General features: G+C 61.7%; 26 protein-coding genes and 1 tRNA gene. 18 read left to right on the top strand and 9 right to left on the bottom strand.

What is annotated here, in order from left to right; all coding sequences use genetic code 11:
- Positions 1–47: 47 nt before the first annotated feature.
- Both ABWW33_RS08280 and ABWW33_RS08275 read left to right on the top strand, forming a co-directional pair.
- Complete coding sequence (locus ABWW33_RS08280) at positions 48–989, top strand: LysR family transcriptional regulator (RefSeq protein WP_353400779.1); 942 nt, start codon at positions 48–50, stop codon at positions 987–989.
- 96 nt (positions 990–1,085) lie between these two features.
- Positions 1,086–1,268, top strand: coding sequence for a hypothetical protein (locus ABWW33_RS08275; RefSeq protein ID WP_353400777.1), 183 nt, complete (start codon positions 1,086–1,088; stop codon positions 1,266–1,268).
- Here the strand turns inward: ABWW33_RS08275 and tsaD are convergent, their stop codons facing one another.
- Positions 1,269–2,309: a tRNA (adenosine(37)-N6)-threonylcarbamoyltransferase complex transferase subunit TsaD gene (tsaD, locus tag ABWW33_RS08270; RefSeq protein WP_176652583.1), complete on the bottom strand. Its 1,041-nt coding sequence runs from the start codon at positions 2,307–2,309 to the stop codon at positions 1,269–1,271.
- Between the two features lie 186 nt (positions 2,310–2,495).
- On the opposite strand from tsaD, the gene ABWW33_RS08265 reads away from it, so the two are divergent.
- A complete protein-coding gene (locus ABWW33_RS08265; protein WP_353400775.1) occupies positions 2,496–2,810 on the top strand; it encodes a Rieske (2Fe-2S) protein in 315 nt (104 codons plus the stop codon).
- 41 nt (positions 2,811–2,851) lie between these two features.
- Here the strand turns inward: ABWW33_RS08265 and ABWW33_RS08260 are convergent, their stop codons facing one another.
- Positions 2,852–3,910, bottom strand: coding sequence for a 3-deoxy-7-phosphoheptulonate synthase (locus ABWW33_RS08260; protein ID WP_176652585.1), 1,059 nt, complete (start codon positions 3,908–3,910; stop codon positions 2,852–2,854).
- Positions 3,911–3,984: 74 nt separating this feature from the next.
- Here ABWW33_RS08260 and ybiB point away from each other — a divergent pair, with 74 nt between their 5' ends.
- The 10 genes from ybiB (at position 3,985) to ABWW33_RS08210 (ending at position 14,424) form a co-directional block, all read left to right on the top strand.
- Positions 3,985–4,974: a DNA-binding protein YbiB gene (gene ybiB, locus ABWW33_RS08255; protein ID WP_176652586.1), complete on the top strand. Its 990-nt coding sequence runs from the start codon at positions 3,985–3,987 to the stop codon at positions 4,972–4,974.
- 46 nt (positions 4,975–5,020) lie between these two features.
- Entirely contained in the window at positions 5,021–6,229 is a 1,209-nt protein-coding gene (locus tag ABWW33_RS08250; protein ID WP_176652587.1) for a BaiN/RdsA family NAD(P)/FAD-dependent oxidoreductase, read from the top strand.
- Positions 6,230–6,402: 173 nt separating this feature from the next.
- Positions 6,403–6,615 (top strand): 30S ribosomal protein S21, encoded by a 213-nt coding sequence (rpsU, locus tag ABWW33_RS08245; RefSeq protein WP_008451879.1) that lies wholly within the window; start codon positions 6,403–6,405, stop codon positions 6,613–6,615.
- A 139-nt stretch (positions 6,616–6,754) separates the two neighbouring features.
- Positions 6,755–7,204, top strand: a complete 450-nt coding sequence (locus ABWW33_RS08240; RefSeq protein ID WP_176652588.1) for a GatB/YqeY domain-containing protein — start codon at positions 6,755–6,757, stop codon at positions 7,202–7,204.
- Positions 7,205–7,303: 99 nt separating this feature from the next.
- Entirely contained in the window at positions 7,304–9,100 is a 1,797-nt protein-coding gene (gene dnaG / locus ABWW33_RS08235; RefSeq protein WP_353400772.1) for a DNA primase, read from the top strand.
- A gap of 495 nt (positions 9,101–9,595) precedes the next feature.
- Complete coding sequence (rpoD, locus tag ABWW33_RS08230; protein ID WP_176652590.1) at positions 9,596–11,836, top strand: RNA polymerase sigma factor RpoD; 2,241 nt, start codon at positions 9,596–9,598, stop codon at positions 11,834–11,836.
- 103 nt (positions 11,837–11,939) lie between these two features.
- Positions 11,940–12,018 (top strand) — tRNA-Ile (locus tag ABWW33_RS08225).
- 298 nt (positions 12,019–12,316) lie between these two features.
- Positions 12,317–12,805 (top strand): DUF2442 domain-containing protein, encoded by a 489-nt coding sequence (locus ABWW33_RS08220; protein ID WP_353400768.1) that lies wholly within the window; start codon positions 12,317–12,319, stop codon positions 12,803–12,805.
- 37 nt (positions 12,806–12,842) lie between these two features.
- Positions 12,843–13,154: a type II toxin-antitoxin system TacA family antitoxin gene (locus ABWW33_RS08215; protein WP_176652606.1), complete on the top strand. Its 312-nt coding sequence runs from the start codon at positions 12,843–12,845 to the stop codon at positions 13,152–13,154.
- A gap of 160 nt (positions 13,155–13,314) precedes the next feature.
- Entirely contained in the window at positions 13,315–14,424 is a 1,110-nt protein-coding gene (locus ABWW33_RS08210) for a Gfo/Idh/MocA family protein (RefSeq protein ID WP_353400765.1), read from the top strand.
- On the opposite strand, the gene ABWW33_RS08205 is transcribed toward ABWW33_RS08210, so the two are convergent.
- Together ABWW33_RS08205 and ABWW33_RS08200 are read right to left on the bottom strand one after the other, a co-directional pair.
- Complete coding sequence (locus tag ABWW33_RS08205; protein ID WP_176652609.1) at positions 14,421–15,059, bottom strand: hypothetical protein; 639 nt, start codon at positions 15,057–15,059, stop codon at positions 14,421–14,423. The genes ABWW33_RS08210 and ABWW33_RS08205 overlap by 4 nt on opposite strands.
- A 14-nt stretch (positions 15,060–15,073) precedes the next feature.
- Positions 15,074–15,535 carry a GNAT family N-acetyltransferase gene (locus ABWW33_RS08200; protein ID WP_176652610.1) on the bottom strand — a complete coding sequence of 154 codons (462 nt, stop codon included), beginning with the start codon at positions 15,533–15,535 and terminating at the stop codon, positions 15,074–15,076.
- Positions 15,536–15,616: 81 nt separating this feature from the next.
- Between ABWW33_RS08200 and ABWW33_RS08195 the strand changes: the two genes are divergently transcribed.
- Positions 15,617–15,979, top strand: coding sequence for a DUF5710 domain-containing protein (locus tag ABWW33_RS08195; protein WP_176652611.1), 363 nt, complete (start codon positions 15,617–15,619; stop codon positions 15,977–15,979).
- Positions 15,980–16,057: 78 nt separating this feature from the next.
- Positions 16,058–17,050: a class I SAM-dependent methyltransferase gene (locus ABWW33_RS08190; protein WP_353400762.1), complete on the top strand. Its 993-nt coding sequence runs from the start codon at positions 16,058–16,060 to the stop codon at positions 17,048–17,050.
- Here ABWW33_RS08190 and ABWW33_RS08185 read toward each other — a convergent pair.
- On the bottom strand, positions 17,047–17,931 hold the full coding sequence (locus ABWW33_RS08185; protein ID WP_176652613.1) for a LysR family transcriptional regulator ArgP: 885 nt from the start codon (positions 17,929–17,931) through the stop codon (positions 17,047–17,049). The two genes, ABWW33_RS08190 and ABWW33_RS08185, sit on opposite strands and share 4 nt — an antisense overlap.
- An 87-nt stretch (positions 17,932–18,018) precedes the next feature.
- On the opposite strand from ABWW33_RS08185, the gene ABWW33_RS08180 reads away from it, so the two are divergent.
- The gene (locus ABWW33_RS08180; RefSeq protein ID WP_353400760.1) at positions 18,019–18,624 is read left to right on the top strand and encodes a LysE/ArgO family amino acid transporter; all 606 of its coding nucleotides are present in this window, start codon (positions 18,019–18,021) and stop codon (positions 18,622–18,624) included.
- Between the two features lie 2 nt (positions 18,625–18,626).
- On the opposite strand, the gene ABWW33_RS08175 is transcribed toward ABWW33_RS08180, so the two are convergent.
- The gene (locus ABWW33_RS08175) at positions 18,627–19,586 is read right to left on the bottom strand and encodes a GlxA family transcriptional regulator (RefSeq protein ID WP_353400758.1); all 960 of its coding nucleotides are present in this window, start codon (positions 19,584–19,586) and stop codon (positions 18,627–18,629) included.
- Positions 19,587–19,702: 116 nt separating this feature from the next.
- On the opposite strand from ABWW33_RS08175, the gene ABWW33_RS08170 reads away from it, so the two are divergent.
- The gene (locus tag ABWW33_RS08170) at positions 19,703–20,002 is read left to right on the top strand and encodes a putative quinol monooxygenase (RefSeq protein WP_353400756.1); all 300 of its coding nucleotides are present in this window, start codon (positions 19,703–19,705) and stop codon (positions 20,000–20,002) included.
- Positions 20,003–20,006: 4 nt separating this feature from the next.
- On the opposite strand, the gene ABWW33_RS08165 is transcribed toward ABWW33_RS08170, so the two are convergent.
- Positions 20,007–20,546, bottom strand: coding sequence for a hypothetical protein (locus ABWW33_RS08165; RefSeq protein WP_353400754.1), 540 nt, complete (start codon positions 20,544–20,546; stop codon positions 20,007–20,009).
- A gap of 497 nt (positions 20,547–21,043) precedes the next feature.
- Between ABWW33_RS08165 and ABWW33_RS08160 the strand changes: the two genes are divergently transcribed.
- Positions 21,044–22,924 (top strand): putative bifunctional diguanylate cyclase/phosphodiesterase, encoded by a 1,881-nt coding sequence (locus tag ABWW33_RS08160; RefSeq protein ID WP_353400752.1) that lies wholly within the window; start codon positions 21,044–21,046, stop codon positions 22,922–22,924.
- On the opposite strand, the gene ABWW33_RS08155 is transcribed toward ABWW33_RS08160, so the two are convergent.
- Positions 22,917–23,273: a hypothetical protein gene (locus tag ABWW33_RS08155; protein WP_353400750.1), complete on the bottom strand. Its 357-nt coding sequence runs from the start codon at positions 23,271–23,273 to the stop codon at positions 22,917–22,919. The two genes, ABWW33_RS08160 and ABWW33_RS08155, sit on opposite strands and share 8 nt — an antisense overlap.
- Positions 23,274–23,308: 35 nt before the next feature.
- Positions 23,309–24,595, bottom strand: a complete 1,287-nt coding sequence (locus ABWW33_RS08150) for an NRAMP family divalent metal transporter (RefSeq protein WP_353400748.1) — start codon at positions 24,593–24,595, stop codon at positions 23,309–23,311.
- Positions 24,596–24,777 lie beyond the last annotated feature (182 nt).

Genomic DNA, 24,777 nt, shown 5'->3' with positions numbered 1-24,777 from the left:
CACTAGCCATAGGAAAGCTGTTTGATTATCATCTTCTGGTTGTTAATATGGATAAAGCCCGGGTTATCAGTCTGTTCATCGGCGTGGTGCGCGCCAAGAGTTTCAGCCAGGCGGCGGTGGAGGCCGGCCTGACGCCGCAGGCCATCAGCAAGGCGGTGCGCCAGCTGGAGGATCACCTGGGCGTGCGGCTGTTCCACCGCACCACGCGCAGCCTGAGCCTGACGGAAGAGGGCACGCGCCTGTTCGAGCTGGCCAATCCCGGCCTGCGCCTGCTGGACGAGGCGCTGGACCAGATCCAGAACAGCCGGCTGGAGGTGGACGGCCTGATCCGCGTGGCGGCGCCCCTGTCGATCGGCAACGGCATCATCGTGCCGCTGCTGCGCGAATTCCAGGAGCGTTATCCGGGCGCGCATTTCGACATGCAGCTCGACGACCACTTTACCGACCTGGTGGAAAGCAAGATCGACGTCGGCTTCCGCGCCGGCAGCCCGCCCGAGCGCAACCTGATTTCACGCAAGCTGGGCGAGATGCTGCTGCTGGTCTGCGCCACCCCCGGCTATCTGCAGAAATATGGCACGCCGACGACGGTGGCGGAGCTGGCGAACCACCGCTGCACCGGCTTCCGCCATCCGAATACCGGCCGGCTGCTGCCGTGGGAGCTGCACGTGGACGGCGCCACCGTCTACCAGGACGTGCCGGCGGTGGCCAGTTTCAATACGGTGGAGGGGGAGCTGACGGCGGTGCTGAACGATACCGGCATCGGCCAGATGCCGGTCTTCATGATCGAGCGCGAACTGGCTGAGGGACTGCTGATTCCTTTGCTTCCCGGAACCGTAACGTGCAATAACGGGGTCTTCATGTACTATCAGCAACGTACCCAGATGCCGCTGCGGGTGCGCCACTTCATTGATTTCATCTCGGAGCGGGCTGCGCAGAAGCTGGGCACGCAACAGGGCGTCGTGTCGCGCGTGCACCACAAAAGGGCCTGAAATCAAGCTGTATAGGCCAATCTGTGCCTATTTTGTTGGCACGACAATTGCGTTACTTTCCAGAAAGGAAGATCATCAACGGATATGGAGGCTGTTATGAATACCGCAACTGAGCAAAAAGCAAGCACCGTGGCCCACGAATCGTCGGCCGATGAACACCGTCTGCGCAGCGAGCGCATTGCCGCCCGCGGCGTGCGCCTGGGCGCCGGCAAGGCCAAGTACCTGATACCGCTGGTCGGCCTGGCGGTGCTGGCCTCGATGGCTTTCGCCCAAGGCTAATTACACGACCTTGATGTCGTCCAGCGGCCAGCGTGGCCGGACGTTGAACGAGTAGTCCTTCTTCGCGGCGTCGGGATTGATCATCAGGCGCATGGCGCCGGCGAAGGCGATCATCGCGCCGTTGTCCGTGCAAAATTCCAGTTCAGGGTAGTAGACCTTGAACTTCTTCTTGGCTGCCGCCGCGTTCAGCGACGCCCGCAGCTGCGAGTTGGCGCCCACGCCGCCGGCAATCACCAGCCGTTTCAAGCCCGTATGCTTCAGCGCCGACACGCATTTGGCGGTCAGCACGTCGACGATGGCGTCGACGAAGCCGCGCGCGATGTTGGCCTTGTCCTGCTCGCAGATATTGGCGATGACCTTCTCTTCGTGGTTCTTCACCACCGTCAGCACCGCCGTTTTCAGGCCGGAGAAGCTGAAATTGAAATCCTTGGTGTGCAGCATGGGGCGCGGCAGCTTGTAGGCGGCCGGGTCGCCGAATTCGGCCAGGCGCGAAATCGCCGGTCCGCCCGGATAGCCCAGGCCCAGCAGCTTGGCCGACTTGTCGAAGGCTTCGCCGGCGGCGTCGTCCAGCGTTTCGCCCAGCAGCGTGTACTGGCCGACGCCATCCACCCGCATCAGCTGGGTGTGGCCGCCCGACACCAGCAGCGCGATGAAGGGGAATTCCGGCGGCTGCGAGGCCAGCAGCGGCGACAGCAGGTGGCCTTCCAGGTGGTGCACGCCCAGCACCGGCTTGTCCAGCGCCAGGCCGAGGCTGCAGGCCACCGACGAACCGACCAGCAGCGCGCCGGCCAGGCCGGGACCCTGGGTGTAGGCGATGGCGTCGATGTCGGCGAGCGACTTGCCGGCACCTTCCAGCGTCTGCGTCAGCAGCGGAATGGCGCGGCGGATATGGTCGCGCGAGGCCAGTTCCGGCACCACACCACCGTACTCTTCATGCATCGCCACTTGCGAATACAGGGCGTGGGACAGCAGGCCGTGTTGCGTGTCATACAGCGCAAGGCCGGTTTCGTCACAGGAGGATTCGACGCCGAGTACGATCATGAAGAATGCACAAATCAAAAGGGGAATCCGCCATTGTAATGGAAAGTGCGTGCAAGCATGCACCACGGCGGCCCCGGCCCGCACCCGCGCAGTGCGGGATTTTGCCAAATGGTCAGAATTTTCACCCTTTTGCGTGGCATCGGTTTTGCTTAGACAACTGCAAGAAGTTGACTAGGGAGACGGGCGATGTCCGGACAATGGAAGCTGATTTGCAAAGTGAGGGATGTGCCCATGAGCGGCGCGCGCCTTGTGCCGCGCGGACTGGCTTGGCAGGAATTGCCGGGCGTGGCGCTGTTCCGTACCGACGAAGAGCACGTACATGCGGTGCTCGAGTGCGGCGACGTCGACCCGCGCGAGAGCACGACGCGCCGCTATTCGGTCAAGGTCGAGGATTGCAAGGTCTACCTGGACCTCGCTGAGCTGAGCGCCCCTGCCAGCAAGGCCGAGGCGGCGCTGGCGGGGTCGTTTGGTGTCGCCACCAGGGTGATGGCGTTCGGCTAGCGAACCAACCGTCATTCCCGCGAAAGCGGGAATGACGTGGCTTAGGGCCGGTTCTTCAGCTGCTTGTGCGCCTCGCGCAGCATCTGTTCGGTGGTTTCCCAGTCGATGCAGCCGTCGGTCACCGAGCAGCCGTACTTCAGCTGGCTCAGGTCGGCCGGGATCTTCTGGTTGCCGCCGACGATGTTGGACTCGATCATCACGCCCACCAGAGACTTGTTGCCCTGCACGATCTGGTGGATGACGTCGGCCATCACCAGCGGTTGCAGTTCCGGCTTCTTGTAGCTGTTGGCGTGCGAGCAGTCGACCACCAGGTTGGCCGGCAGCTTGGCCTTGGCCAGCGCCTGCTCGGCAATCGCGATCGACACCGAATCGTAGTTCGGGCGGCCGTCGCCGCCGCGCAGCACCACGTGGCCGTAGGCGTTGCCGCGGGTGCGCACGATCGACACGTTGCCTTGGCTGTTGATGCCCAGGAAGGAGTGCGGATGCGCCGACGACAGGATGGCGTTGATGGCGATGCTGATGTCGCCGTCGGTGCCGTTCTTGAAGCCCACCGGCGTGGACAGGCCGGACGACATCTCGCGGTGGGTCTGCGATTCGGTGGTGCGGGCGCCGATGGCGGTCCAGGCGATCAGGTCGCCCAGGTATTGCGGCGAGATCGGATCCAGCGCCTCGGTCGCGGTCGGCAGGCCCAGTTCGCACACGTCCAGCAGGAACTGGCGCGCCTTCTCCATGCCGGCGTCGACGCGGAAGGAATCGTCCATGTCCGGATCGTTGATATAGCCCTTCCAGCCGGTGGTGGTGCGCGGCTTTTCGAAATACACGCGCATCACCAGCAGCATGGTGTCGGCCACTTCGGCTTGCAGGGCTTTCAGGCGGCGGGCGTAATCCAGGCCGGCCACGGGATCGTGGATCGAGCATGGACCGACGACCACGAACAGGCGCTTGTCCTGGCGGTCGATGATGTTGCGCAGGGCTTCGCGGCCCTTCATCACCGTGTCCGAGGCGCTGTCGGTCAGCGGCAGCTTGCTGTGCAAGGCTTCCGGCGACGGCATCGGGCCGAACGAGGTGACGTTGATGTTTTCGATATCTGGGGAGATCATGATTCTCTACGTATATTTATTGCGGGGGAGGGATAGTGTAGCCGAAATGTGGCGTAGTGGTTTAAGCTGATGCCATGACCACATCAACTCACGAACCCTTCCTCGCCGCACGTTTCATCAAAGAAATAGGTCGCGGCAAAAACGGCGCCCGCAGCATGAACCGCGACGACGCCCACGACCTCTACCAGGCCATGCTGGACGGCCGCGTTTCCGACCTGGAGCTGGGCGGCATCTTGCTGTCCATGCGCATCAAGGGCGAATCGGTGGAGGAGATCGCCGGCTTCCTCGACGCGGCCGAAGGCTCGTTCGAACCGCTGGCCGCGCCGCCGGGGCAGTTCGCGCCGGTCATCATCCCGACCTACAACGGCGCCCGCAAGATGGCCAACCTGACCGCGCTGCTGGCGATGCTGCTGGCGCGCGAGGGCGTGCCGGTGCTGGTGCACGGCGTCGCGCACGACCTGGGCCGCATCGCCACCGCCGAGGTGCTGGAGGCGCTGGGCGTGCCGGCCGCGCGCCACCGCGCCGAGGCGGAGGAGGCGATGGCGCAGGGCCATGTGGCCTTCATCACCATCGACGCGCTGGCGCCCAAGCTGGCGTATCTGCTGTCGCTGCGGCGCCGGCTGGGCGTGCGCAACTCGACCCACACGCTGGTCAAGATCATGCAGCCGTTCGCCGGACCGGCGCTGCGGCTGGTGTCGTACACGCACCCCGAGTACCTGGAAATGCTGGGCGAATACTTCACCACGGCGGCCTTGCACGAGCGCGGCGACGCCTTCCTGATGCGCGGCACCGAGGGCGAAACGGTGGCCAACGCCAACAAGGCGCAGCAGATCGACTGGTTCCACGGCGGCCTGCGCACGACCTTGGTGCCGAAGCAGACCCAGGTCGGCGAACTGCCGCTGCTGCCCGAGGGCAAGGATGCGGCCACCACGGCGGCGTGGATCGCGTCCGTGCTGAAGGGCGAGGTGCCGGTGCCGCCATCGATCGCCGAGCAGGTGGCGCAGTGTCTGCTGGTGTCGCGCACCCTGCAGTCGCGCCAGCGGGTCAGCGAGCCCATCGAGTAAGGCCTGCCAGTCAAGTACAATACGCCTTTGGACGATTGGATTTGACATGGCAAAGTTTGATGTAGCGGTAATCGGCGCCGGCGCGGCCGGCATGATGTGTGCGGCGACGGCGGCCCAGCGCGGCAAGCGCGTGGTGCTGATCGACCATGCCACCAAGCTGGCCGAGAAAATCCGCATCTCCGGCGGCGGACGCTGCAACTTCACCAACATCAACGCCGGTCCGGCCAACTTCCTGTCCGAGAATCCGCACTTCTGCAAAAGCGCGCTGTCGCGCTACACCCCGGCCGACTTCGTCGCGCTGGTCAAGAAACACCGCATCGGCTACCACGAGAAGCATCGCGGCCAGCTGTTCTGCGACGACTCCGCCGAGCAGATCATCGACATGCTGAAGGACGAATGCGCCGGCGGCGACGTGCACTGGCGCATGCCGTGCAAGGTCACCAGCCTGCAGCAGGCGGCCGAAGGTGGTTTCCTGCTGCAGACCGACGGCGGCGACATCGAGGCCGACAGCGTGGTGATCGCCAGCGGCGGCCTGTCGATACCCAAGATCGGCGCCAGCGACTTCGGCTACCGCGTCGCCCAGCAGTTCGAGCTGCGCATGGTCGAGCCGCGTCCGGCATTGGTGCCGCTGACCTTCGACCCGCAGCAGTGGGCGCCGTTCGTCGAAATGGCCGGCATCGCGCTGGAGGTGGACGTGGAAACCGGCTCCCTCAAGGGCCGCAACCCGACCGGCGGCCGCTTCCGCGAGGACCTGCTGTTCACCCACCGCGGCCTGTCCGGCCCGGCGATCCTGCAGATCTCCTCGTACTGGACGCCGGGCACGCCCATCGTCATCAACCTGATACCCGAGCTGGACCTGGCGGCGACCTTGATCGAGGGCAAGGGCACGATCAAGAAGCAGCTGGGCAATGTGCTGTCGCAGTGGCTGCCGGCGCGCCTGGCCGAGGGCCTGCTGCTGGCGCACGGCTTCGCGCTGGACGCGCGCCTGGCCGACCTGCCGGACGCGCAGCTGCGCAAGCTGGGCGCGGCGGTCAACCAGTGGACCATCACGCCGAACGGCTCGGAAGGCTACAAGAAGGCCGAGGTGACGCGCGGCGGCATCGACACCCGCGAACTGTCGCAGCAGAGCATGATGGCCAACAAGGTGCCGGGCCTGTACTTCATCGGCGAGGCGGTGGACGTGACCGGCTGGCTGGGCGGCTACAACTTCCAGTGGGCGTGGGCATCGGGTGTGGCGGCCGGGCAGGCGGTCTGATATAATTCGGTTCCCGGAAGTTGGCGGCGTAGAAAGATTGTCTAGTACGCCGCGTTGTTTTTGCAGTGAAAGCCGCATCGATGGCCGTCCAGATGGCCAAGCGTCTTCCATTTTGCTGCAAAACCTGCTATAGTCTCTTTCTCCCTATAACCTCAAACGGTTTGAATTTTTACATGACCACTATTCGCCTTAAAGAAAACGAGCCGTTCGAAGTCGCAATGCGTCGCTTCAAACGCACCATCGAAAAAACCGGCCTGCTGACCGAACTGCGCGCACGCGAGTTCTACGAAAAACCAACGGCTGAGCGCAAGCGCAAGCTGGCAGCTGCCGTGAAGCGTCACTACAAGCGCATCCGCAGCCAGCAACTGCCGAAAAAACTGTTCTAAGACTGCTCTTGCAGATTCAACCCGGCAGTACGGCGCTTACGCCTCGGGTTGTATCTTGTTGCATCTGGAAGATACCCGCTCTGGTTCGCCACGGCGGGTTTTCGCATTTTTACTCCACTAATTTTCTGAGAGAAACGCCATGGGCTTGAGAGAACAAATCACCGAAGACATGAAAGCCGCGATGCGCGCCAAGGAAGCGGGCAAACTGAGCACCATCCGCCTGATCATCGCTGAAATCAAGCGCAAGGAAGTCGACGAGCGCATCGAAGTCAACGACGCGCAGACCGTCGCCATCGTTGAAAAAATGATCAAGCAGCGCAAGGACTCGATCACCCAGTTCGAAGCCGGCGGCCGCGCCGACCTGGCCGACATCGAAAAGGCCGAACTGGCCGTGCTGACCGCCTACATGCCTGCCGGCCTGTCGGACGAGGAAGTGGCCGCCGAAGTGGCCGCCGCCGTCGCCGCCTCGGGCGCCGCCGGTCCGCAGGACATGGGCAAGGTCATGGCCATCGTCAAGCCCAAGCTGGCCGGCCGCGCCGACATGACCGTCGTGTCGGCCCTGGTCAAGAAAGCGCTGACCCCGGCATAATGCCCCAGCTCTGTTGTGAGCTCTGCCGCGACTTGATCCGCATCAAAGCCGGATCGGCGCGGCGGTATAGTCTGATCAATAACAAGACCGCATAGCCAAGTGATACCACAATCCTTTATTTCCGATCTGCTGAACCGCGTCGACATCGTCGACGTCGTCGGTCGTTATGTGCAGCTGAAAAAAGGCGGCGCGAATTTCATGGGCCTGTGCCCGTTTCACAGCGAAAAATCGCCCAGTTTCACGGTCAGCCCGACCAAGCAGTTCTACCATTGCTTCGGTTGCGGCGCCCACGGCACCTCGATCGGTTTTCTGATCGAGTATTCCGGCATGGGCTTTGTCGACGCCGTCAAGGATTTGGCGCAGAACGTCGGCATGGTCGTGCCCGAGCAGGATGACAAGATACCGCCGGCCCAGCGCGCGCAAATGGCCGCGCAAAGCCTGGCGCTGACCGAGGCGATGACGCGCGCCAGCGATTTTTACCGCTCGCAGCTGCGCGGCGCCACCGACGCCATCGCCTATTTGAAGAACCGCGGCCTGACCGGCGAAATCGCCGCCCGTTTCGGCCTCGGCTACGCGCCGGCCGGCTGGGACAACCTGCGCTCCATCTTCCCCGATTACGAGGCGGTGGCGCTGGCCGAGGCCGGCCTGGTGATCGACAAGGTGGACGAGGACGGCGGCAACCGCAAGCGTTACGACCGCTTCCGCGAGCGCGTGATGTTTCCGATTAAAAACACCAAGGGCCAGGTCATCGCCTTTGGCGGCCGGGTCCTCGACCACGGTGAACCGAAGTACTTGAATTCTCCCGAAACGCCTTTATTTTCTAAGGGATTCGAGCTGTATGGCTTGTTCGAAGCGCGCCAGGCGATCCGCGATGCGGGTTATGTGCTGGTGACGGAAGGCTATATGGATGTGGTGGCGCTGGCGCAAATGGGTTTCCCGCAAGCGGTGGCAACCCTGGGCACGGCCTGCACCACCAACCACGTACAGAAATTGTTGCGTCAAACCGACACGGTGATTTTCAGTTTCGACGGCGACAAGGCCGGCCGCCGCGCCGCGCGGCGCGCGCTGGAAGCCTGTCTGCCGCACGTGACGGACAACAAGACCATCAAGTTCCTGTTCCTGCCGACCGAGCACGACCCGGATAGCTACGTCCGCACCTACGGCAACGAGGCGTTCGAACAGGAGATACACGAAGCGATGCCGCTGTCGCAGTTTCTGATCAAGGAAGCGGTCGGCGAGCACGATTTGCAAAGTCCGGAGGGCCGGGCCCGCGCCCAGTTCGACGCCAAGCCGATGCTGCAGTCGATGACGCCGACGTCGCTGCGCCTGCAGATCGTGCGCGGCCTGGCGCAGTTGACGCAGAGCACGCCGTCCGAGATCGAGGTGCTGTTCGAGCTGGCCAAGCCGGTCGCCGTGGCGCGCCAGGCGCCGCCCCGCACCGGGCGTCCGGTGCCGGTCGGGCTGGAGCTGCAGATCGTGCGGCTGCTGGTGGCGCATCCGCCGCTGGCGCTGGACATCGACACGGCGGCATTGGCGGCGTTCCAGTATTTTGGCGCCGAACCGGCCGAGCGGCTGACGCAGCTGGTCGGGGCGGCGCAGGCGCTGGGGCCGAACGGCAGTTTTGCGGCCTTTGCGCAACATCTGAAGTCGCAGGGCGAGGAGTACGACGGCATCATCTCCGAGATCGTCAAGGAGCCTGAGTCGGACTTCGATGCGGTGCGGCTGTTCCTGCGCGGCGCGATCCGCCAGGTCAAGAACGACGCGCTGAAGCAGGAGCTGAGCCAGCTGTTTGCGGCGGGGCTGTCGTCCGACGAGATCGGCGTGCGCTACCGCGAGCTGACGTCGCAGCAGGACCAGTTGCTGCGCGAGGCGCAGGCGGAGTTGGCTAGCAGGTAGGTTGTGGCAATAGTTGTCGGGCGTTTTGTGATGTAATGTTTCTGTCATTCTTCCGGGGCGGGAAGTGGGGTTTCCGCCTCTGGAAATTGAAAAGTGACGTGCTATAATAAAACGCTAAGTGTTGTATGTTTTGGCATCGTTTTCCAGTTCAGAGTGTGTTTGTTTTCAGTAAGTTAGGCTCTTGATCGACGCGGAAAGACAGGTGTCGGCGGCCAGGGCCAGCTTTGGTTTAGTTCAGCGCGCTGCGCTGTTTAGCAAACGTTCTGTTTGCTTTCTAACCTAGTCATGGTTTCTTGCCCCCACGCACGTGTCTGATGCAGTAGAATTTCTGCCAATCGCGGTGGAGTTCTGTTGAGATCGGTCGGCCTGACCGGGTGTAAGTAAGTCGTAGTATTGTCGAACTTGTGCAGTCGGCAAGTTCGAAGACGTAGGTTCGCAAGAGCCGCAAGAAACTTTATCCTAAATAAGCAAGTCGTTGTGTAATCGAAAGCGCCTGTGCCAATCAAGAAACCTGAATCCAAAGCGGCTGCAAAGCCGAGCAAAGTGACCGCAAAATCCGCGAAAACGGCGGACAAGCCGGAAACGCGTGTCGCCAGCAACCCGCCTGTGGTCAGCCAGACCACGGACGCGGCGACGCTCGCCGCCATCGATACCTCGGGCTACGTGCTGCCGTCGGTCAAAGTGCCGGGCCGGCGCGGGCGCAAACCGAAAGAATTCCAGCCCGAAAACGATGAAGTCGCCGCGCTGAACGCGGTCGAACGCGCGGAACTGAAGGCCGTCGACAAGGCCAAGGCCAAGGACCGCAAGGCCAAGGAAAAGGCGCTGCTGAAGGACGCTTTCTCGTCGGACACGGAAGCCACCGAGGAAGAACTCGAGCGCCGCCGCCAGAAACTCAAGACACTGATCAAGTTCGGCAAGGAACGTGGTTTCCTCACGTACGCCGAGATCAACGATCACCTGCCCGAGAATATCGTCGATCCGGAAGCGATCGAGGGCATCATCGGCACCTTCAACGACATGGGCATCGCCGTCTACGAGCACGCGCCGGACGCCGAGACCCTGCTGCTGTCGGACAACGTCGCCACCGTGACCAGCGACGACGAAGCCGAAGCGGCCGCCGAAGCGGCGCTGTCGACCGTCGACTCCGACTTCGGCCGCACCACCGACCCGGTGCGCATGTACATGCGCGAGATGGGCTCGGTCGAGCTGCTGACCCGCGAAGGCGAGATCGAAATCGCCAAGCGCATCGAAGATGGCCTGAAAGACATGATCCAGGCGATTTCCGCCTGTCCGGTGACGATCGCCGAGATCATCGCCGCCTCCGACCGCATCCGCGCCGATGAAATCAAGATCGACGAGATCGTCGACGGCCTGGTCGACGACAGCGAAGAAGTCGCCGCGCCGGTAGCGGCCGCGCCGGCCGAAGAGGACGAGGAAGAAGAGGAAGAGGAAGAAGAGGAAGAAGAGGAAGAGGAAGAAGCGAGCGCTTCGGGCGCCGCCGGTTTCTCGGCCGAACAGCTGGAAGCGTTGAAAAACGCCGCGCTGGAAAAATTCGACACCATCTCCCTGCAGTTCGACAAGATGCGCCGCGCCTTCGAGAAGGAAGGCTACAACTCCAAGGCCTACATCAAGGCGCAGGAAGCGATCTCGTACGAACTGCTGGGCATCCGCTTCACCGCCAAGGTGGTCGAGAAGCTGTGCGACACCTTGCGCGGCCAGGTCGACGAAGTGCGTCACATCGAGAAGCAGATCCTCGACGTGGCCGTGAACAAGTGCGGCATGCCGCGCGCCCACTTCATCAAGGTCTTCCCTGGCAATGAAACCAACCTGGAATGGGTGGACGGCGAAGTGGCCGCGGGCCACGCCTACAGCGCCATCCTGGGCCGCAACATTCCGACCATCAAGGAACTGCAGCAGCGCCTGATCGACCTGCAGGCGCGCGTCGTGCTGCCGCTGCCGGACCTGCGCAACATCAACCGCCAGATGGCGGCCGGTGAAATGAAGGCGCGCAAGGCCAAGCGTGAAATGACCGAGGCCAACTTGCGCCTGGTGATTTCGATCGCCAAGAAATACACCAACCGTGGCCTGCAATTCCTCGACCTGATCCAGGAAGGCAATATTGGCTTGATGAAGGCGGTCGACAAGTTCGAATACCGCCGCGGCTACAAATTCTCGACCTACGCGACGTGGTGGATCCGCCAGGCCATCACGCGCTCGATCGCCGACCAGGCGCGCACCATCCGTATTCCGGTGCACATGATCGAGACCATCAACAAGATGAACCGGATTTCCCGCCAGATTCTGCAGGAAACCGGCGCCGAGCCGGACCCGGCCACGCTGGCCATCAAGATGGAGATGCCCGAGGACAAGATCCGCAAGATCATGAAGATCGCCAAGGAGCCGATTTCGATGGAGACGCCGATCGGCGACGACGACGATTCGCATCTGGGCGACTTCATCGAGGACAACAACACGCTGGCGCCGTCCGACGCGGCGCTGCACGCGTCGATGCGCGGCGTGGTCAAGGATGTGCTCGACTCGCTGACGCCGCGCGAAGCCAAGGTGCTGCGCATGCGCTTCGGTATCGAGATGTCGACCGACCACACGCTGGAGGAGGTCGGCAAGCAGTTCGACGTCACCCGCGAGCGCATACGCCAGATCGAAGCCAAGGCCCTGCGCAAGCTGCGCCACCCTAGCCGTTCCGACAAGCTGAAAAGCTTCTTGGAAGGCAACTAAGACTTGACTAGTGGCTGTGCTAGCCCTTATCCTCGCGAGTTCGTTTTATAAACGGACGCGCGTAGGAGGGGCCGGCAAGGCTTCCAGCGCATAGCAATACCCTGGGCCTCTAGCTCATGCTTGGTTAGAGCAGCGGACTCATAATCCGTTGGTGCCGTGTTCGACTCACGGGAGGCCCACCAATTTATTCAGTTTTGAAATCAAAGGGTTGGCCTCGCGCCAGCCCTTTGTTTTTTGCGCTTCAATCCTAGTTCTCAAGACTGAGCTCGTCTGGCCTCGCTACAATAAAATTTCTGGCGTCAGAAAACCCAAGCTGTTTGGGTTTTGTTACACTGACTACAGTCTTAAGAGTCGGCGGCATGCGTTGTCGTCATTTATCTGACGATCGTCGTCCTGCTAAAGCGGACAAAGCCTTGGCGCAAATCGCGAGCGATTTGAGTGGCAACATCGAGTTGCTCTGCAAGATGTGGGAGGAAGTTCATGGACATTATTAATGACCAAACAGTTGAAGCCGCCAATCGCCGTGGGGCGGCAAAAAAAGCTACCTACCCGAGCGTTGTGGCTGCCCGCTATGACCGCCGAATTTCCCGCATCGTGATCTCTCTCGATACCGGCCTTGATTTATCTTTTTCCCCGCACCACGCTCAAAGCTTCGAAGCAGCACGTCCGGAAGATCTGGACGTTGTGGAGATCAGTCCTTCCGGCTTGGGCGTTCACTTTCCAAAGATCGATGTGGATATTTATGTGCCCAGCTTGATTGAGGGATTATTAGGTTCCAAGCGTTGGATGGCGGCTCAAAATGGCAGGGTAGGAGGGAAAGCGACAACGTCAGTAAAGGGCGCCGCAGCTCGAAAAAATGGGCTCTTGGCGGTCGCCCGAAAAAGAGCGATGCGGAAAAGATTTCTGCGAAGCTCCGTAAGCTACCGCGTGCTGACCAAGATTGACGTCACTCTGGCGTCAATGTGCTAATCTAAGTTTCAACTGTACGCAATGCGAGGTACCTTCGATGAGCGCGATCGTGGAAAAAGGCCGAATTTCGGCACGACTTGATACCGTCTCGATTGAGCGGTTGCAGCGGGCTGCCGATCTTTCTGGCGCAACTCTGGATCAGTTTGTGGTCCAAGCCGCAATGGAGAAGGCTGATCAGGTCATCGACCATAAGCAAACGATCTTCTATTCTCGTGAAGACGCAGCCTTATTCATCGACATGCTTGATAATCCTCGTCCCGCAAATGCCAAGCTGGTGAGAGCATTTGAGCGGTACATGGATGAGGTGACAAATGGGGCGCTCGATAGTGCCGCTGGCGGCGTTACATGATGTCAAAGAATTTGACTGCGGCGATCCCGACTTAAATGCCTGGCTGTGTCAGACTGCCCGGCAGCATCAGAAGAAGCTTTCCTAAATTACCGAGCTGACAAACCCGCGCTTGGTATTCATACTACAATTGCCGCTCCATTCTCAACGACAGGAACTGGCAATGACAGATATGAACCGACGTGGTCTTGTTCTCGCTGCTGGTGGCGCCATCGCTGTAAGTGCCGTTGGCGCTCCTGTCTGGGCCGCGACTCCCCAACGCAAGCTGGGCTACGCGATTGTCGGCCTTGGCGGCTACGGTTTGGGCGTCATCATCCCGCAATTTAAAAACTGCGAACACAGCAAGCTGGTCGCGCTGGTCAGCGGCGATCCGGTGAAGGCGAAGCGCGTTGCGGCCGAATACGGCGTCCCCGAGCGCAGCATCTATAACTACGACAACTACGACAGCATCAAGGACAACCCGGACATCGATATCGTCTACGTCTGCCTGCCGGTGTCCATGCATGCGGAATACACGATCCGCGCGGCGAAGGCCGGCAAGCACGTGTTGTGCGAGAAGCCGATGGCGCTGTCGAGCGCGGAGTGCGAGTCCATGATCGCCGCCTGCAAACAGGCCGGCAAGAAGCTGATGATCGGCTATCGCTGCCACTTCGAGCCGACCAACCTGGAAGCTCGGCGCCGCGCGCGCGCCGGCGAGATCGGCAAGCTGCGCTACTTCCGTTCCGAGCACGGTTTCGTCCAAGGCAATCCGTCGGCATGGCGGCTCAAGAAGGCGATGTCGGGCGGCGGCTCGCTGATGGACATGGGCATCTACGCGCTGCAGGCGGCGCGCTACATGACGAACGAGGAACCCATCGCCGTCTACGCGCATGAGCGCACCGACCGTTCCGATCCGCGCTTCCGCGAGGTCGAGGACATGATCGAGTTCGAACTGGAGTTCCCGTCCGGCGTGATCGCGTCCTGTATGTCGATGTATAGCGCCAACCAGAACCACATCCTGCTGATGGGCGACAAGGGCCGGATCGAGCTGGAACCCGGCACCGGCTATCACGGCAACCGGCTGTGGGTGGGTAACGGACGTACCGAAGAGATCACTCCGCCACCGGGACCCGGCGCGACGCAATGGGCCGGCCAGCTGGACCACATGGCGCGGTGCGTGATCGATAACCGCGAGCCCATCGTCGCCGGCGAAGAGGGCTTGCGCGACATGCGCATCATCGAGGCGATCTACCGCTCCGCGCGGGAGCAGAAGCGGATCGCTCTCAAGGCTTAGTGCGTGCCGGCCGCTTCGGCGATCTTGACGTCGAACATCGAGATCACCAGGTCGGCCTGCTCCAGCAGGGCTTTCAACGGGAAGCCGTCTTCCAGCGCGACCACCGCGCCGTCTGCGATCAGCGCGTCGGCGACGCTGCCTGTCGGCGTGTGCGGCATGAAGGCGAAATGCGGGAAGATGGCGTTGCCGTGCTGGGCGATGTCGCGCAAGGTGCGCGGCGCCGCGCGCAACAGGCCGTTGCGCACGTGGCGCTGGCGATCTTCGATGCGCTGCTTGAGCCGTGCCGACAGCCGGACTATCTCACCGTTCAAGCGGTCGACCTCGGCCTGCAGCTGACGCAGCTCATCGTCGCCCAGCGCTTCTTCCCACTGCGTCAGCTTCAGCAGTCCGCGCTTGTGCAGGCTTTGGCGCTGCAAGTCGATCTCGATAGTGGCAAGACGCGCCTGATGCGTTTCCAGATCCTGCGCTTCGTTGGCATCGCCGTTGGCGCGGTGCCATTTGTCGTTGAAATCGAATACCAGGCCGTCGAAATAAAAATACATCGGCAGTCCGGATTCCAGCAATTGCTTGGGTGGCTTGTTCCAGCGCTCAGCCAGTTCGGCCAGCGTCAGGGTGATAGGTTCTATGGTGGGCATTATTGTCCGCTTGATCAGCGCAGGAATTTGCGCATGAAGATGGTGGCCTGCGGGTTGTCGTTGTAGCGCTCGCAGCGTTCGTAGCCCAGCCGTCCGTAGAGCGTGATGGCGGCGTGCAGGTCGTCCTTGGTGTCGAGATAGACGGCGTTGTAGCCGACTTGCAAGGCGTGGGTTTCCAGCGCCTGCATCAATGCTTCCGCCAAGCCGCGGCGACGGTATTTGTCGGCCACGTACAGGCGCTTGCATTCGGTCGCGTTGGCCACTTCCGCCAGCGGACGCATGGCCACGCAGGCCGCCGGCGCGCCGTCGACATAGGCGATCCACATGGCCGAGCTGGCGTCGTTGAGGAAGGCGCGGATGGCGTCGTCGTCATCGCGTAGAACCACACCGATGACGTCGAAATATTCGTACAGCAGATGCCGTGCATCGTCGAGCTGGGCGGCTGTGGCGCGGATCACGGGGGAGGACTGGGACATTTGGCAACTATATCCACGGTGTACGGTACAGTCAACGGCCGCGCATGTAAAATGGCGCCTTCCCTTAGCGGAGTAGCGAAGATGATGTTTCTAAAAGTTCCGTTTGCGGAAAAAGACGAAGCCAAGGCGCTGGGCGCGCGCTGGAACGGCGAGCGCAAGGCCTGGTATGTCCCGGACGGCAAGCCGACCGAACCGTTCGAGCGCTGGCTGGCGCCGGGCGGCGCGGATTTCGTGCCGGCCAAGGCGTCGGTGGCGCCCAAGGCCAAGCCGCTGTCGGTGGATTCGTACATCGGCAAGTCGGTCGTCGGCAAGTTCTACATGGAACTGCCGCATGACTGCAATCCTTTCGAAACCTGCCCGGTCTGCGCGCCGGCGCTGGCCACCTCCGGCTGGCAAGCCGCGCACGACGGCGTCGAACAAATGCTGGCGACCTTGCGGGCCTAGGCTGGCGACATGCGGACCGGGGATAGACCAACCCAGCCCGTCGTCAGTTTCCAGCAGACTGGTGATGTGTTCGAGGCCTTGTTTCAAAGCATACAGGGTGGCGAGAAGCACGCGCGGCCGCCGCTGGAACTGGTGCCGGATTCGCCTTTTCTCAAGTTTATGGAAGTGGGCTACGCGCTGCGCGCCTGCCTGGAAGACCGGTCGCGCCGCGACTATCTGCTGCAGCGCTTGCGTCCCCATGTAAGCGTCATCGTCGGGACTCTGCCGGCCGGCATACTGCCGCATGGCATGCTGCCGAGGACCGCGGCGCCGGCCGGCTTCCGCTCGCTGGAGCAGATCGGCGATGCCGAAGTGCGGGCCTGGCTGGTCGAAGATGCGGGACTCATCTACGGCGAACTGCAGCGCTACGAACTGGAAAATTACTTCGACGTGATCGCTCCGCTGATCCGTCCCGGCGGCGTCATGGTCGATCTGGGCAGCGGGCTGGGCAAGGTGGTGATGTCCGCAGCGCTGGCGTTTCCCTTTCAGCGCTGCATCGGCGTGGAGTTGCTGGGCTACCGTCATCGCCTGGCTGTGCAGCGGCTGCAGACCATGCTGGGCCTGGCGCGCCAGGGATTGGCCTCCTTGCCGGCGCCGTTGTTGCCGGACGCACCGCTGCAGCTGCCGTTCGGCGCCCAGGCCAGCGGCCGCCATCTGCTTGAACTGGAGTCGCGCATCGCTTTCATCGAAGCGGACATGTTCAAGGTGGATGTGCGCGGCGCCAGCCTGGTGTTCCTGTACAGCACATGCTTCGGCCCTCTGATGGATGCCTTGGGCGACAAGCTGGCGCGCGAAATGCAGGAGGGCGCGCTGGTGAGTACGACCACCTATGCGCTGAAACATCCGGCATTCAAGCTGCTGCATTATTTCCCCGCCGGTACCGTGGCGTGGACCAACGTCATGCTTTACCAGCGTACTGGGCCGTTGCAGTCATCGCCGCTGGCGGAAACCGGCGGCGCGTACGAGCCGGACCCGGCCGCATGGGAAGAGCGTGCCCGGCAGGATATGGCGGCCTTGGACGGAAAAGCTTAAAGCAGCCATTTACGTGCAGTAGAGATCACGTTGTCGGACAATAAGCGGGTAAACGGCGTCTGGATATCCCACATATGCCAGATCAGCGGCACGTCCAGGTAGTCGCCGGGAGTCAGGTCGACCAGGGTTCCGGCCTTCAATGCCGGTTCGCACTGCAGTATCGGCAGCATGCCGTAGCCGAAGCCCGCTTCGACGAAGCGTACAAATCCATCGGAGCTGGCAAACGCGTGATGCGGATAGTGGCCGGTGTAGCCGGTGCGTTGGGCGATAAAGCGTTCCTGCAGCATGTCCTTGCGGTCGAATTCCAGGACCGGCGCCTGCTGCACCGCCATTGACGTCATGCCGTCCGGGAACCAGCGCGCGGCAAACGCTGGACCGGCGACGCACAGGTAGCGCATGACGCCGAGCGGAGTGGACGTAGTTCCCGCAACTTGCGCCGTTTCGCTCGTAACGCAGCCGAAAACACGGCCTTCCCGCAACATCGTCAAAGTATGGTCCTGGTCGTCGAGGCGGATGTGCAGCATGCAGTCGCCACTGCTCATCAACGGCGTGACGGCCTCCTGCAGCCATGTCGCGGCGCTGTCGGCATTGACCGCGATGGCAATTTCCGGCTTTGCCTCGCCCGCCTCGGGACGCTCGAACAAGGCCGCCTCCAGCAAACGCACCTGGCGATAGTGGGCAATCAGGCGCTGGCCGGCCTCGGTAGGCGAGGGCGGCTGGCTGCGCACGATCAGCAGCTCTCCGGCACTGTTTTCCAGCATCCGTATCCGTTGCGAGACGGCGGACTGCGTAATCGACAGCGCGGCGGCGGCCTTGTCGAAGCTGCCGTAATCGATCACTGCATCCAGTGCCGCCAGCCCCCGGTAATCGACTTGCTTCATTAGGGTCTCTAATATTTACTCAATAATATTAATTATACTTATCTTCGCACGGGATTTAAGCTGGCGCCATTGTTCAGGAGAGAAAAAATGGAAGCCACAGCTTTTTTGAAAGGTATCGGACTCGGCGGCAGTCTGATCGTCGCGATCGGGTCGCAAAACGCCTATCTGTTGAGGCAGGCGCTCAAGCGCGAATTCGTGCTGACCTGCATCGCGATTTGCATCGCCTGTGACGTCGTGCTGATCGGCGCCGGCGTCGCGGGCATGGGCCAGTTGATCGTCGAGGCGCCGGCACTGCTGTTCTGGATTAAGATTGCCGGCGCCGGTTTCCTGTTCTGGTACGGCCTGCGAGCGGCGCGATCCGCACTGAATCCCGGCGCGATGCTGGCCGGTGATGGGGCGCCGGCCGGCGACCGCGGCACAGTCATTGCGGCCATGCTGGCCTTCAGCCTGCTGAATCCGCATGTTTATCTGGACACGGTAGTTCTGCTTGGCTCGATCGGCGGGCAGCAGCCAGGTAATGGCCGGATGTATTTCGCGCTGGGCGCCATGCTCGCTTCCATCATATGGTTCAGCGGCCTGGGATTGGGAGCGCGGTATTTGACGCCGGTCTTCGCCCGGCCGAGGTCGTGGCAGATACTGGACGCCATCATCGCGCTAGTGATGTGGATCCTGGCTGTATCTTTGTTCATTTGACGCTAACTTGCCCGGATTTCGCGTATGCCCTTGCCGAGCCGGCGGCGCAGCAGCGTGCGCAATGTCACGCCGTCCGCATAGCCGACCATGGCCGCGATACGGTCGATATTGTGGCTGCTGGTCTTAATCAGGTGCACCGCCTGTTCGATGCGCAAGTCCTGCACATAGCTGACCGGTGTTTTGCCCAGCACCTCCTGTAACCGGCGCGCCAGCGTGCGTTTGCTGGTGGCCAGTTCGGTGGCGGCCTCGTCGAGGCTGAATCCTTGATCCATGTGGTCGCGTATCCAGCGGTCGAAGCGCTGGATCAGCGGATCGGCATTGGCCAGATGGTCGGAAATCACATAGGCCGATTGCGATGGCCGGGAGTCGATCACCAGATAGCTCGCCACCAGCGCCGCCAGCTCGGGGCTGGCCTGGCGTATCAGCCACAGCGTCATGTCCAGATGGCTGAGCGCGGCGCCGCCGGTCACAAACTGGCCGGAGCCGACCACCATGCGGCTGGTGTCCAGTCTGACTTTCGGATAGCGCTGGCGGAAGTAGGCGGTCAGCCACCAAGTAGTGGTGGCCTCCTGTCCATCGAGCAGTCCGCTTTCCGCCAGCACGAAGGTGCCGATGCAGGCAGCGGCGATGCGTGTTCCGCTGCTTGCCCAATTTTTAAGCAAACCGATGGCTTCCGTGACGTCGTCGCGGGCCAGCGCCGGCTGCAGCGTGGCTGGCATTTTGTAGCCCAGCGCGGGCACGACCACCAGGTCCGGCACCGGCATGCCGGCTGCGGCCACCACCGGCACGCCGAATCCCAGCGCGCTGCGTACCGTCGGGCGGACGCCGACTATCGTCACGTTGAACTGCACCGAGGGCCCGTTTTGCAGCGCGACGAGCTCGTTGGCGGTGCCGAAAGCGTCAAGGACGGTCGCCAGGCCGGTGTCAAACACTCCTTCCAGGGCCAGGATAGTGATGTTCATGATTTCGGCAAGATCAATACTAAAGATGTCAATCGTGCCAGTATCGCAGCGGTGGAGGCCTCTGTAAAGTGGATCCCATCGCAGCCGCGATTTATTGCAACATTAAGGAGATCAGCATGATCAAGCACGCACTGTTTGCCCGTTTTGAAGCGAAGCCGGGGAAGGAAGCCGACGTTAAACAATTCCTGGAACTGGGCCTGTCGCTGGCCAACCAGGAGGCGCAAACTCCGATTTGGTTTGCCCTGCAGTTGTCCGACAGCGTATTTGGCGTATTCGATGCGTTCGAGAATGAAGCGGGCCGCCAGGCACATTTGAACGGGCCTATTGCTCAAGCCTTGATGGCGAAAGCGGACGAATTGTTCGTGCGCGCGCCGACGATAGAGGCGATAGAAGTGCTGGGACTGAAAAACAGTTAAAGCGTCAACCCTCGCCATAGAGTTTCAAAGCCGGCGGCACAATAATCTGTGCCGTCTTTTTTTTGCTACTTTCTATATAAACCATCGTGGTTTCAGCCAATACGCTAAACATGGCGTCGATGAAATTTACAGGATAATCCCGGATTAATTCATCGTTGATGCTGTTCTGCATTAATTCAATTAAAGCCGAAAAAGGAGGCGACCCGGCGGCCCGGCTTTCTTCGGTAATCTGATCGGACAGGCGTAATTCCCCGGCACTTTCATTTTCACCGGACTTTGCGCACCCCAATGGACGTGTCGACCAAACGCCGCGTGCGGCAAATTCGGCAAGCGCGGCATTAATGATGGCAGTGCGTTTGTCTTCGCTACGTGGCGCAGTGCGCAGCCCGGCACCCAAGCGCTCCAAGCTCAAAACTGGCAAGTACGTGCCAATTTTTAGCATAAAAAGCATGCTTGCAGCATTGGAGCCGGGGCAAAACCTTGATTGTGCCAATAGGCAACACTGGAATCGGGATGGAATACCGCTGCCGCTGTCGTTCGGCATACAATGCAGATAGTCACTTTGATACGCTCTCCAGGATCCTGGTCCCGAAACGGCAGATATATATGAGCACGGACCTCAGTAATTACGCCCACCTCTCCGCAGTAGCAGCCGCATTCGCGGCAGACGCTATTCTGAGCTCATTGCTGGTTTTTCTCTGGCTTATGCAGCGCAAGGAAAAACATGCGCTGTTCTGGGGTATTGGCCAGCTATCCGTGATGAGCGGAATCATCGTATGGTTCATTGGCGACACCATATTATCCGAATCGCTGCGTATTCCTTTGTGTGCATTCCTTCTTACTGTCGGCATGCTGGGTTATTGGAGCGGCACCAAATTCTTTCTTGGTGAATTGTCTCCAACTCAAATACGCTGGATATTTCCCTCAGGCGTATTGATCACCGGAATATTCTATTTAATCTGGCATAATAATCCCGCCATATTGGCGCCCGGCAGCGCCTTTGCACTCGGCACCGTGATGCTGTGGTGTGGTCAGAGATTAATGAGCGGGAAAAATCGCTATCGGCTGCTGGGATTAACGCTGGTCTTGCGTGGTGGGTTTAATTTGCTCAGCGCCGTCACGCTGGGGCCGGAATTGTATTTAATCTGGTTCGTCGGCACCACCATATTGAAAACCCTCAGCATGCTGGGTTTGATTTATGCGGTTCAAGAGGAAATCCAGCAGCGTTACGCGCGCACCATCGATAGCCTGAGCAATGGTTTCCTGATACGCGACCGCCGTGGATATGTCATCGTGGCCAACGAGCGCTGCGCCCGCTTATTGGGATGCAATAAACCTTCCGATCTGATCGGCCGCCATGTCAGCGAGTTGCTGCCCGGCCTGACCCGTCAAATGGCGGACGATTATTTCCGCCGTTTCGAGGCGCCAGGCGCCGAGTACCCCGTGGTGGAAACGGCAATGTTTACGCTGCATAACGGTCACAAGTTGCCCGTCGAAATGCTGGCGTCGCCGTACGTGGAGCGCGGCCGGCTGTACTGCCTGGTACAACTGCTGGACATCAGCGAGCGCAAGAAAAAGGACGACCTGCTGTACCGGGCGGCCCGTATCGATCCGGTCACCGGCTTTTTCAACCGCCACGCGATGTCGCAGCGGCTGGCGGAGGCGGTGGAAAGCGCCGCCGCCACGGAGGGCGAATGCGCGCTGCTGTTCATCGACCTGGACAAGTTCAAGCGCGTCAACGATTCCTTCGGCCATGCGGCTGGCGACGAGCTGCTGCGCCAGGCGGCCGGCCGCCTGCATGACGTGCTGCGGCCGCAGGACGTGCTGGCCCGCTTTGGCGGCGACGAATTCATCGTCCTGATCCCCGGCCTGCCGCGCGGCGCGGCCGAGCAGATGGCGGCCGATTGCGCCGGCCAGGTCATCGCGGCGATGGCCACCTGCTTCAATGTATCGCACCACATGATCGGCGTATCGGCCAGCGTCGGTGTTGCCTGTTATCCAATGCACGGCGGCGATAGCAACACACTGGTACGCAACGCCGACATCGCCATGTACGAGGCCAAGAAGAGCGGACGCGGCGAGTTGCGCTTCTTTAACGACGCGATGAACGCCTCCGCCAAGGACGCGCTGGTGATCGACGGCGCCCTGCGCGGCGCCATCGAGGCCGGAGAATTCCATCTGGTCTATCAGGCCATCACCAATGCCCGCACCGGCAAGCTGACCAAGGTGGAGGCGCTGCTGCGCTGGGACAGCGCTTTATTGGGCCGCGTGGCCCCGGACCGTTTTATCCCAGTCGCGGAAGATAGCGGCATGATCGTGGGAATTGGCACCTGGGTGCTGGAAGAAGCGTGCAGGCAGGTGGCCTGCTGGCAACCGGGGGAGCTGGGCGACATCACGCTCAGCATCAATGTCTCGGCCTGGCAGCTGGCCGATCCCGGCTTTGTCGGCCTGGTGCGTCAGGCGCTGGAGCGCCATGGCTTGCCGGCCCGCCAGCTGGAACTGGAGCTGACCGAGCGCGTGCTGATCGACGACGGCGGCACGGTGCGCGAGGTGCTGGCGCAGCTGCGGACGCTGGGCGTCGGCATTTCGCTGGACGATTTCGGCACCGGCTATTCCTCGCTCAGCTACCTGACGCAATTCCAGCTCAACACGCTGAAAATCGACCGCGCCTTTGTCATGGACATCGAACATAGCGAGCGCAGCAACAATCTGGTGCACGCGATCATCGCCATGGGACACAGCCTGGGCCTGCAACTGGTGGCGGAAGGCGTGGAAACGGCTGGCCAGGCGGCGATCCTGGAAAAGATGGGCTGCCACTACCTGCAGGGCTATCACATCTCGCGCCCGATCCCGCCGGACGAGTTGCAAGTGTTTGCCGACAAGCTGCCGGCGCAGCCGCTGGTCGACAATTTCGTTATTTGACGCCAGCGGCAGCCGCCGCCGCGTCCGGCAGTTTTTGCGCCGCCTCGTCACGCGTCAGTATCCAGATGCGGTCGATATTGCCGTTGCCGTCCACCGTGTAGTTGACCACGATATCGCTGCCGCGCAGCGAGGCCGGCATTTCTATCATGTTGTCCTGGTTAAAGATGCGCGCGGCCGGCGACAGCTGGCGTACCTTGCCGTCGATGGTCACGTCGGGAAAATAGCCGGGCGTCATTTTGCCGCGCAGCGCGTTGGCGGGGAAGGGACGTTCAAAGGCCAGCGCGGACAGGCTCAGCAGGCCAGACAGCAGCAAGGCAATCGATGCAATCGATGCAATAGGTCGCGCCATGAACAGCTCCGATGGAAAAATCCAAGCTTACCCGATTATTTTCCCATCGTGGTGAACATCGCCAGCACGGCCGCCGCCATGACGCCGGTGCACAGCCAGCCCAGCACGGTCAGGCGGCGCGAGATCACCAGCTTGCCCATCACCGACGGCCGCGCCGCCAGCAGCATCACCACCGCCATGATGGGCACCGAGATCACGCCGTTGACCACCGCGCTCCAGTACAGCGCCTTGATCGGATCGACATGGGTGAAGCACAGCGCGGTGCCGATCGCCGTCGAGGCGATGATGATGCCGTAGAATTTTTTCGCCCCCGACATCTCCAGCTCCAGGCTGTTTTTCCAGCGCATCGCGCCGGCGATGGCGTAGGCGGCCGAGCCCGCCAACACCGGCACCGCCAGCAGGCCGGTGCCGATGATGCCCATGCTGAACAGCGCGAACGCGAAGTCGCCGGCGATCGGCCGCAGCGCCGACGCCGCCTGCGCCGACGACTCGATCTGCGTCACGCCATGCGCGCCCAGCGTGGCGGCGGTGGTCAGCATGATGAACATCGCCACCAGGTTGGAGAAGCCCATGCCGACCACGGTGTCGATCTTGATGCGCTTCAGCTGTGATGGCGCCTGCTCGCTCGCATGCTTGAGCGCCTTGGCCTGGGGATCGGCACGCAAGTCCTCCACTTCCTGCGAGGCTTGCCAGAAGAACAGATACGGGCTGATCGTGGTGCCGAAGATCGCCACCACCATGGTGATGTACACCGGCTGCCACGACAGTTTGGGCAGCAGCGCATCGTGCAGCACCGTCAGCCACGGCAGCTTGAGCAGCAGCGCGGTGCCGACATAGGCCAGCAGGCTCAGCGTCAGCCATTTCAGCACGCGCACATAGCGGCTGTACGGCAAGGTCACCTGCAGCGCCAGCGACAGCAGGCCGGCGGCCGCCGCATACCAGTGCGCGCCGCCGCCGGCCAGCAGCTGCACCGCCTGGCCCATGGCGGCGATGTCGGCGGCGATGTTGATGGTGTTGGCCACCAGCAGCAGGCCGACGATGGCGTACAGCAGCGGCGCCGGAAAGTGGCGGCGGATATTGGTCGCCAGGCCGTGTCCGCTGACCCGGCCGATGTGCGCGCTGATCGCCTGGATGCCGACCATCAGCGGATACGTCAGCAGCACCGTCCACAGCATGCCGTAGCCGAACTGCGCGCCGGCCTGCGAATAGGTGGCGATGCCGCTGGGGTCGTCGTCGGCGGCGCCGGTGATCAGGCCCGGGCCCAGTTTGCTCAACCAGCCCGCTTTTGCCGCCGGTGCCGGTGACGGTGTGCTCATGTCCATAGTGCTCTCCCTTTGTTCCATGCTAGGTCGGCGCCATGGGAGAGTCCGTACGTTGGCGTACGCTGGACATGTTGCCATGTCACCAATATGTCACAGCGCCGTCATCGCAACGTCATATGCGCTTCCTACAATCTTGCCAGTTTAGTTCCAGACTAGTTTCCACTAACCAGCAAGAAAGAAAA

This window comes from Duganella hordei (assembly GCF_040369125.1).
Classification (GTDB): domain Bacteria; phylum Pseudomonadota; class Gammaproteobacteria; order Burkholderiales; family Burkholderiaceae_D; genus Rugamonas; species Rugamonas hordei.
Note: the sequence above shows the minus strand (reverse complement) of the source record. Positions and strands in the feature narration are given on the sequence as shown.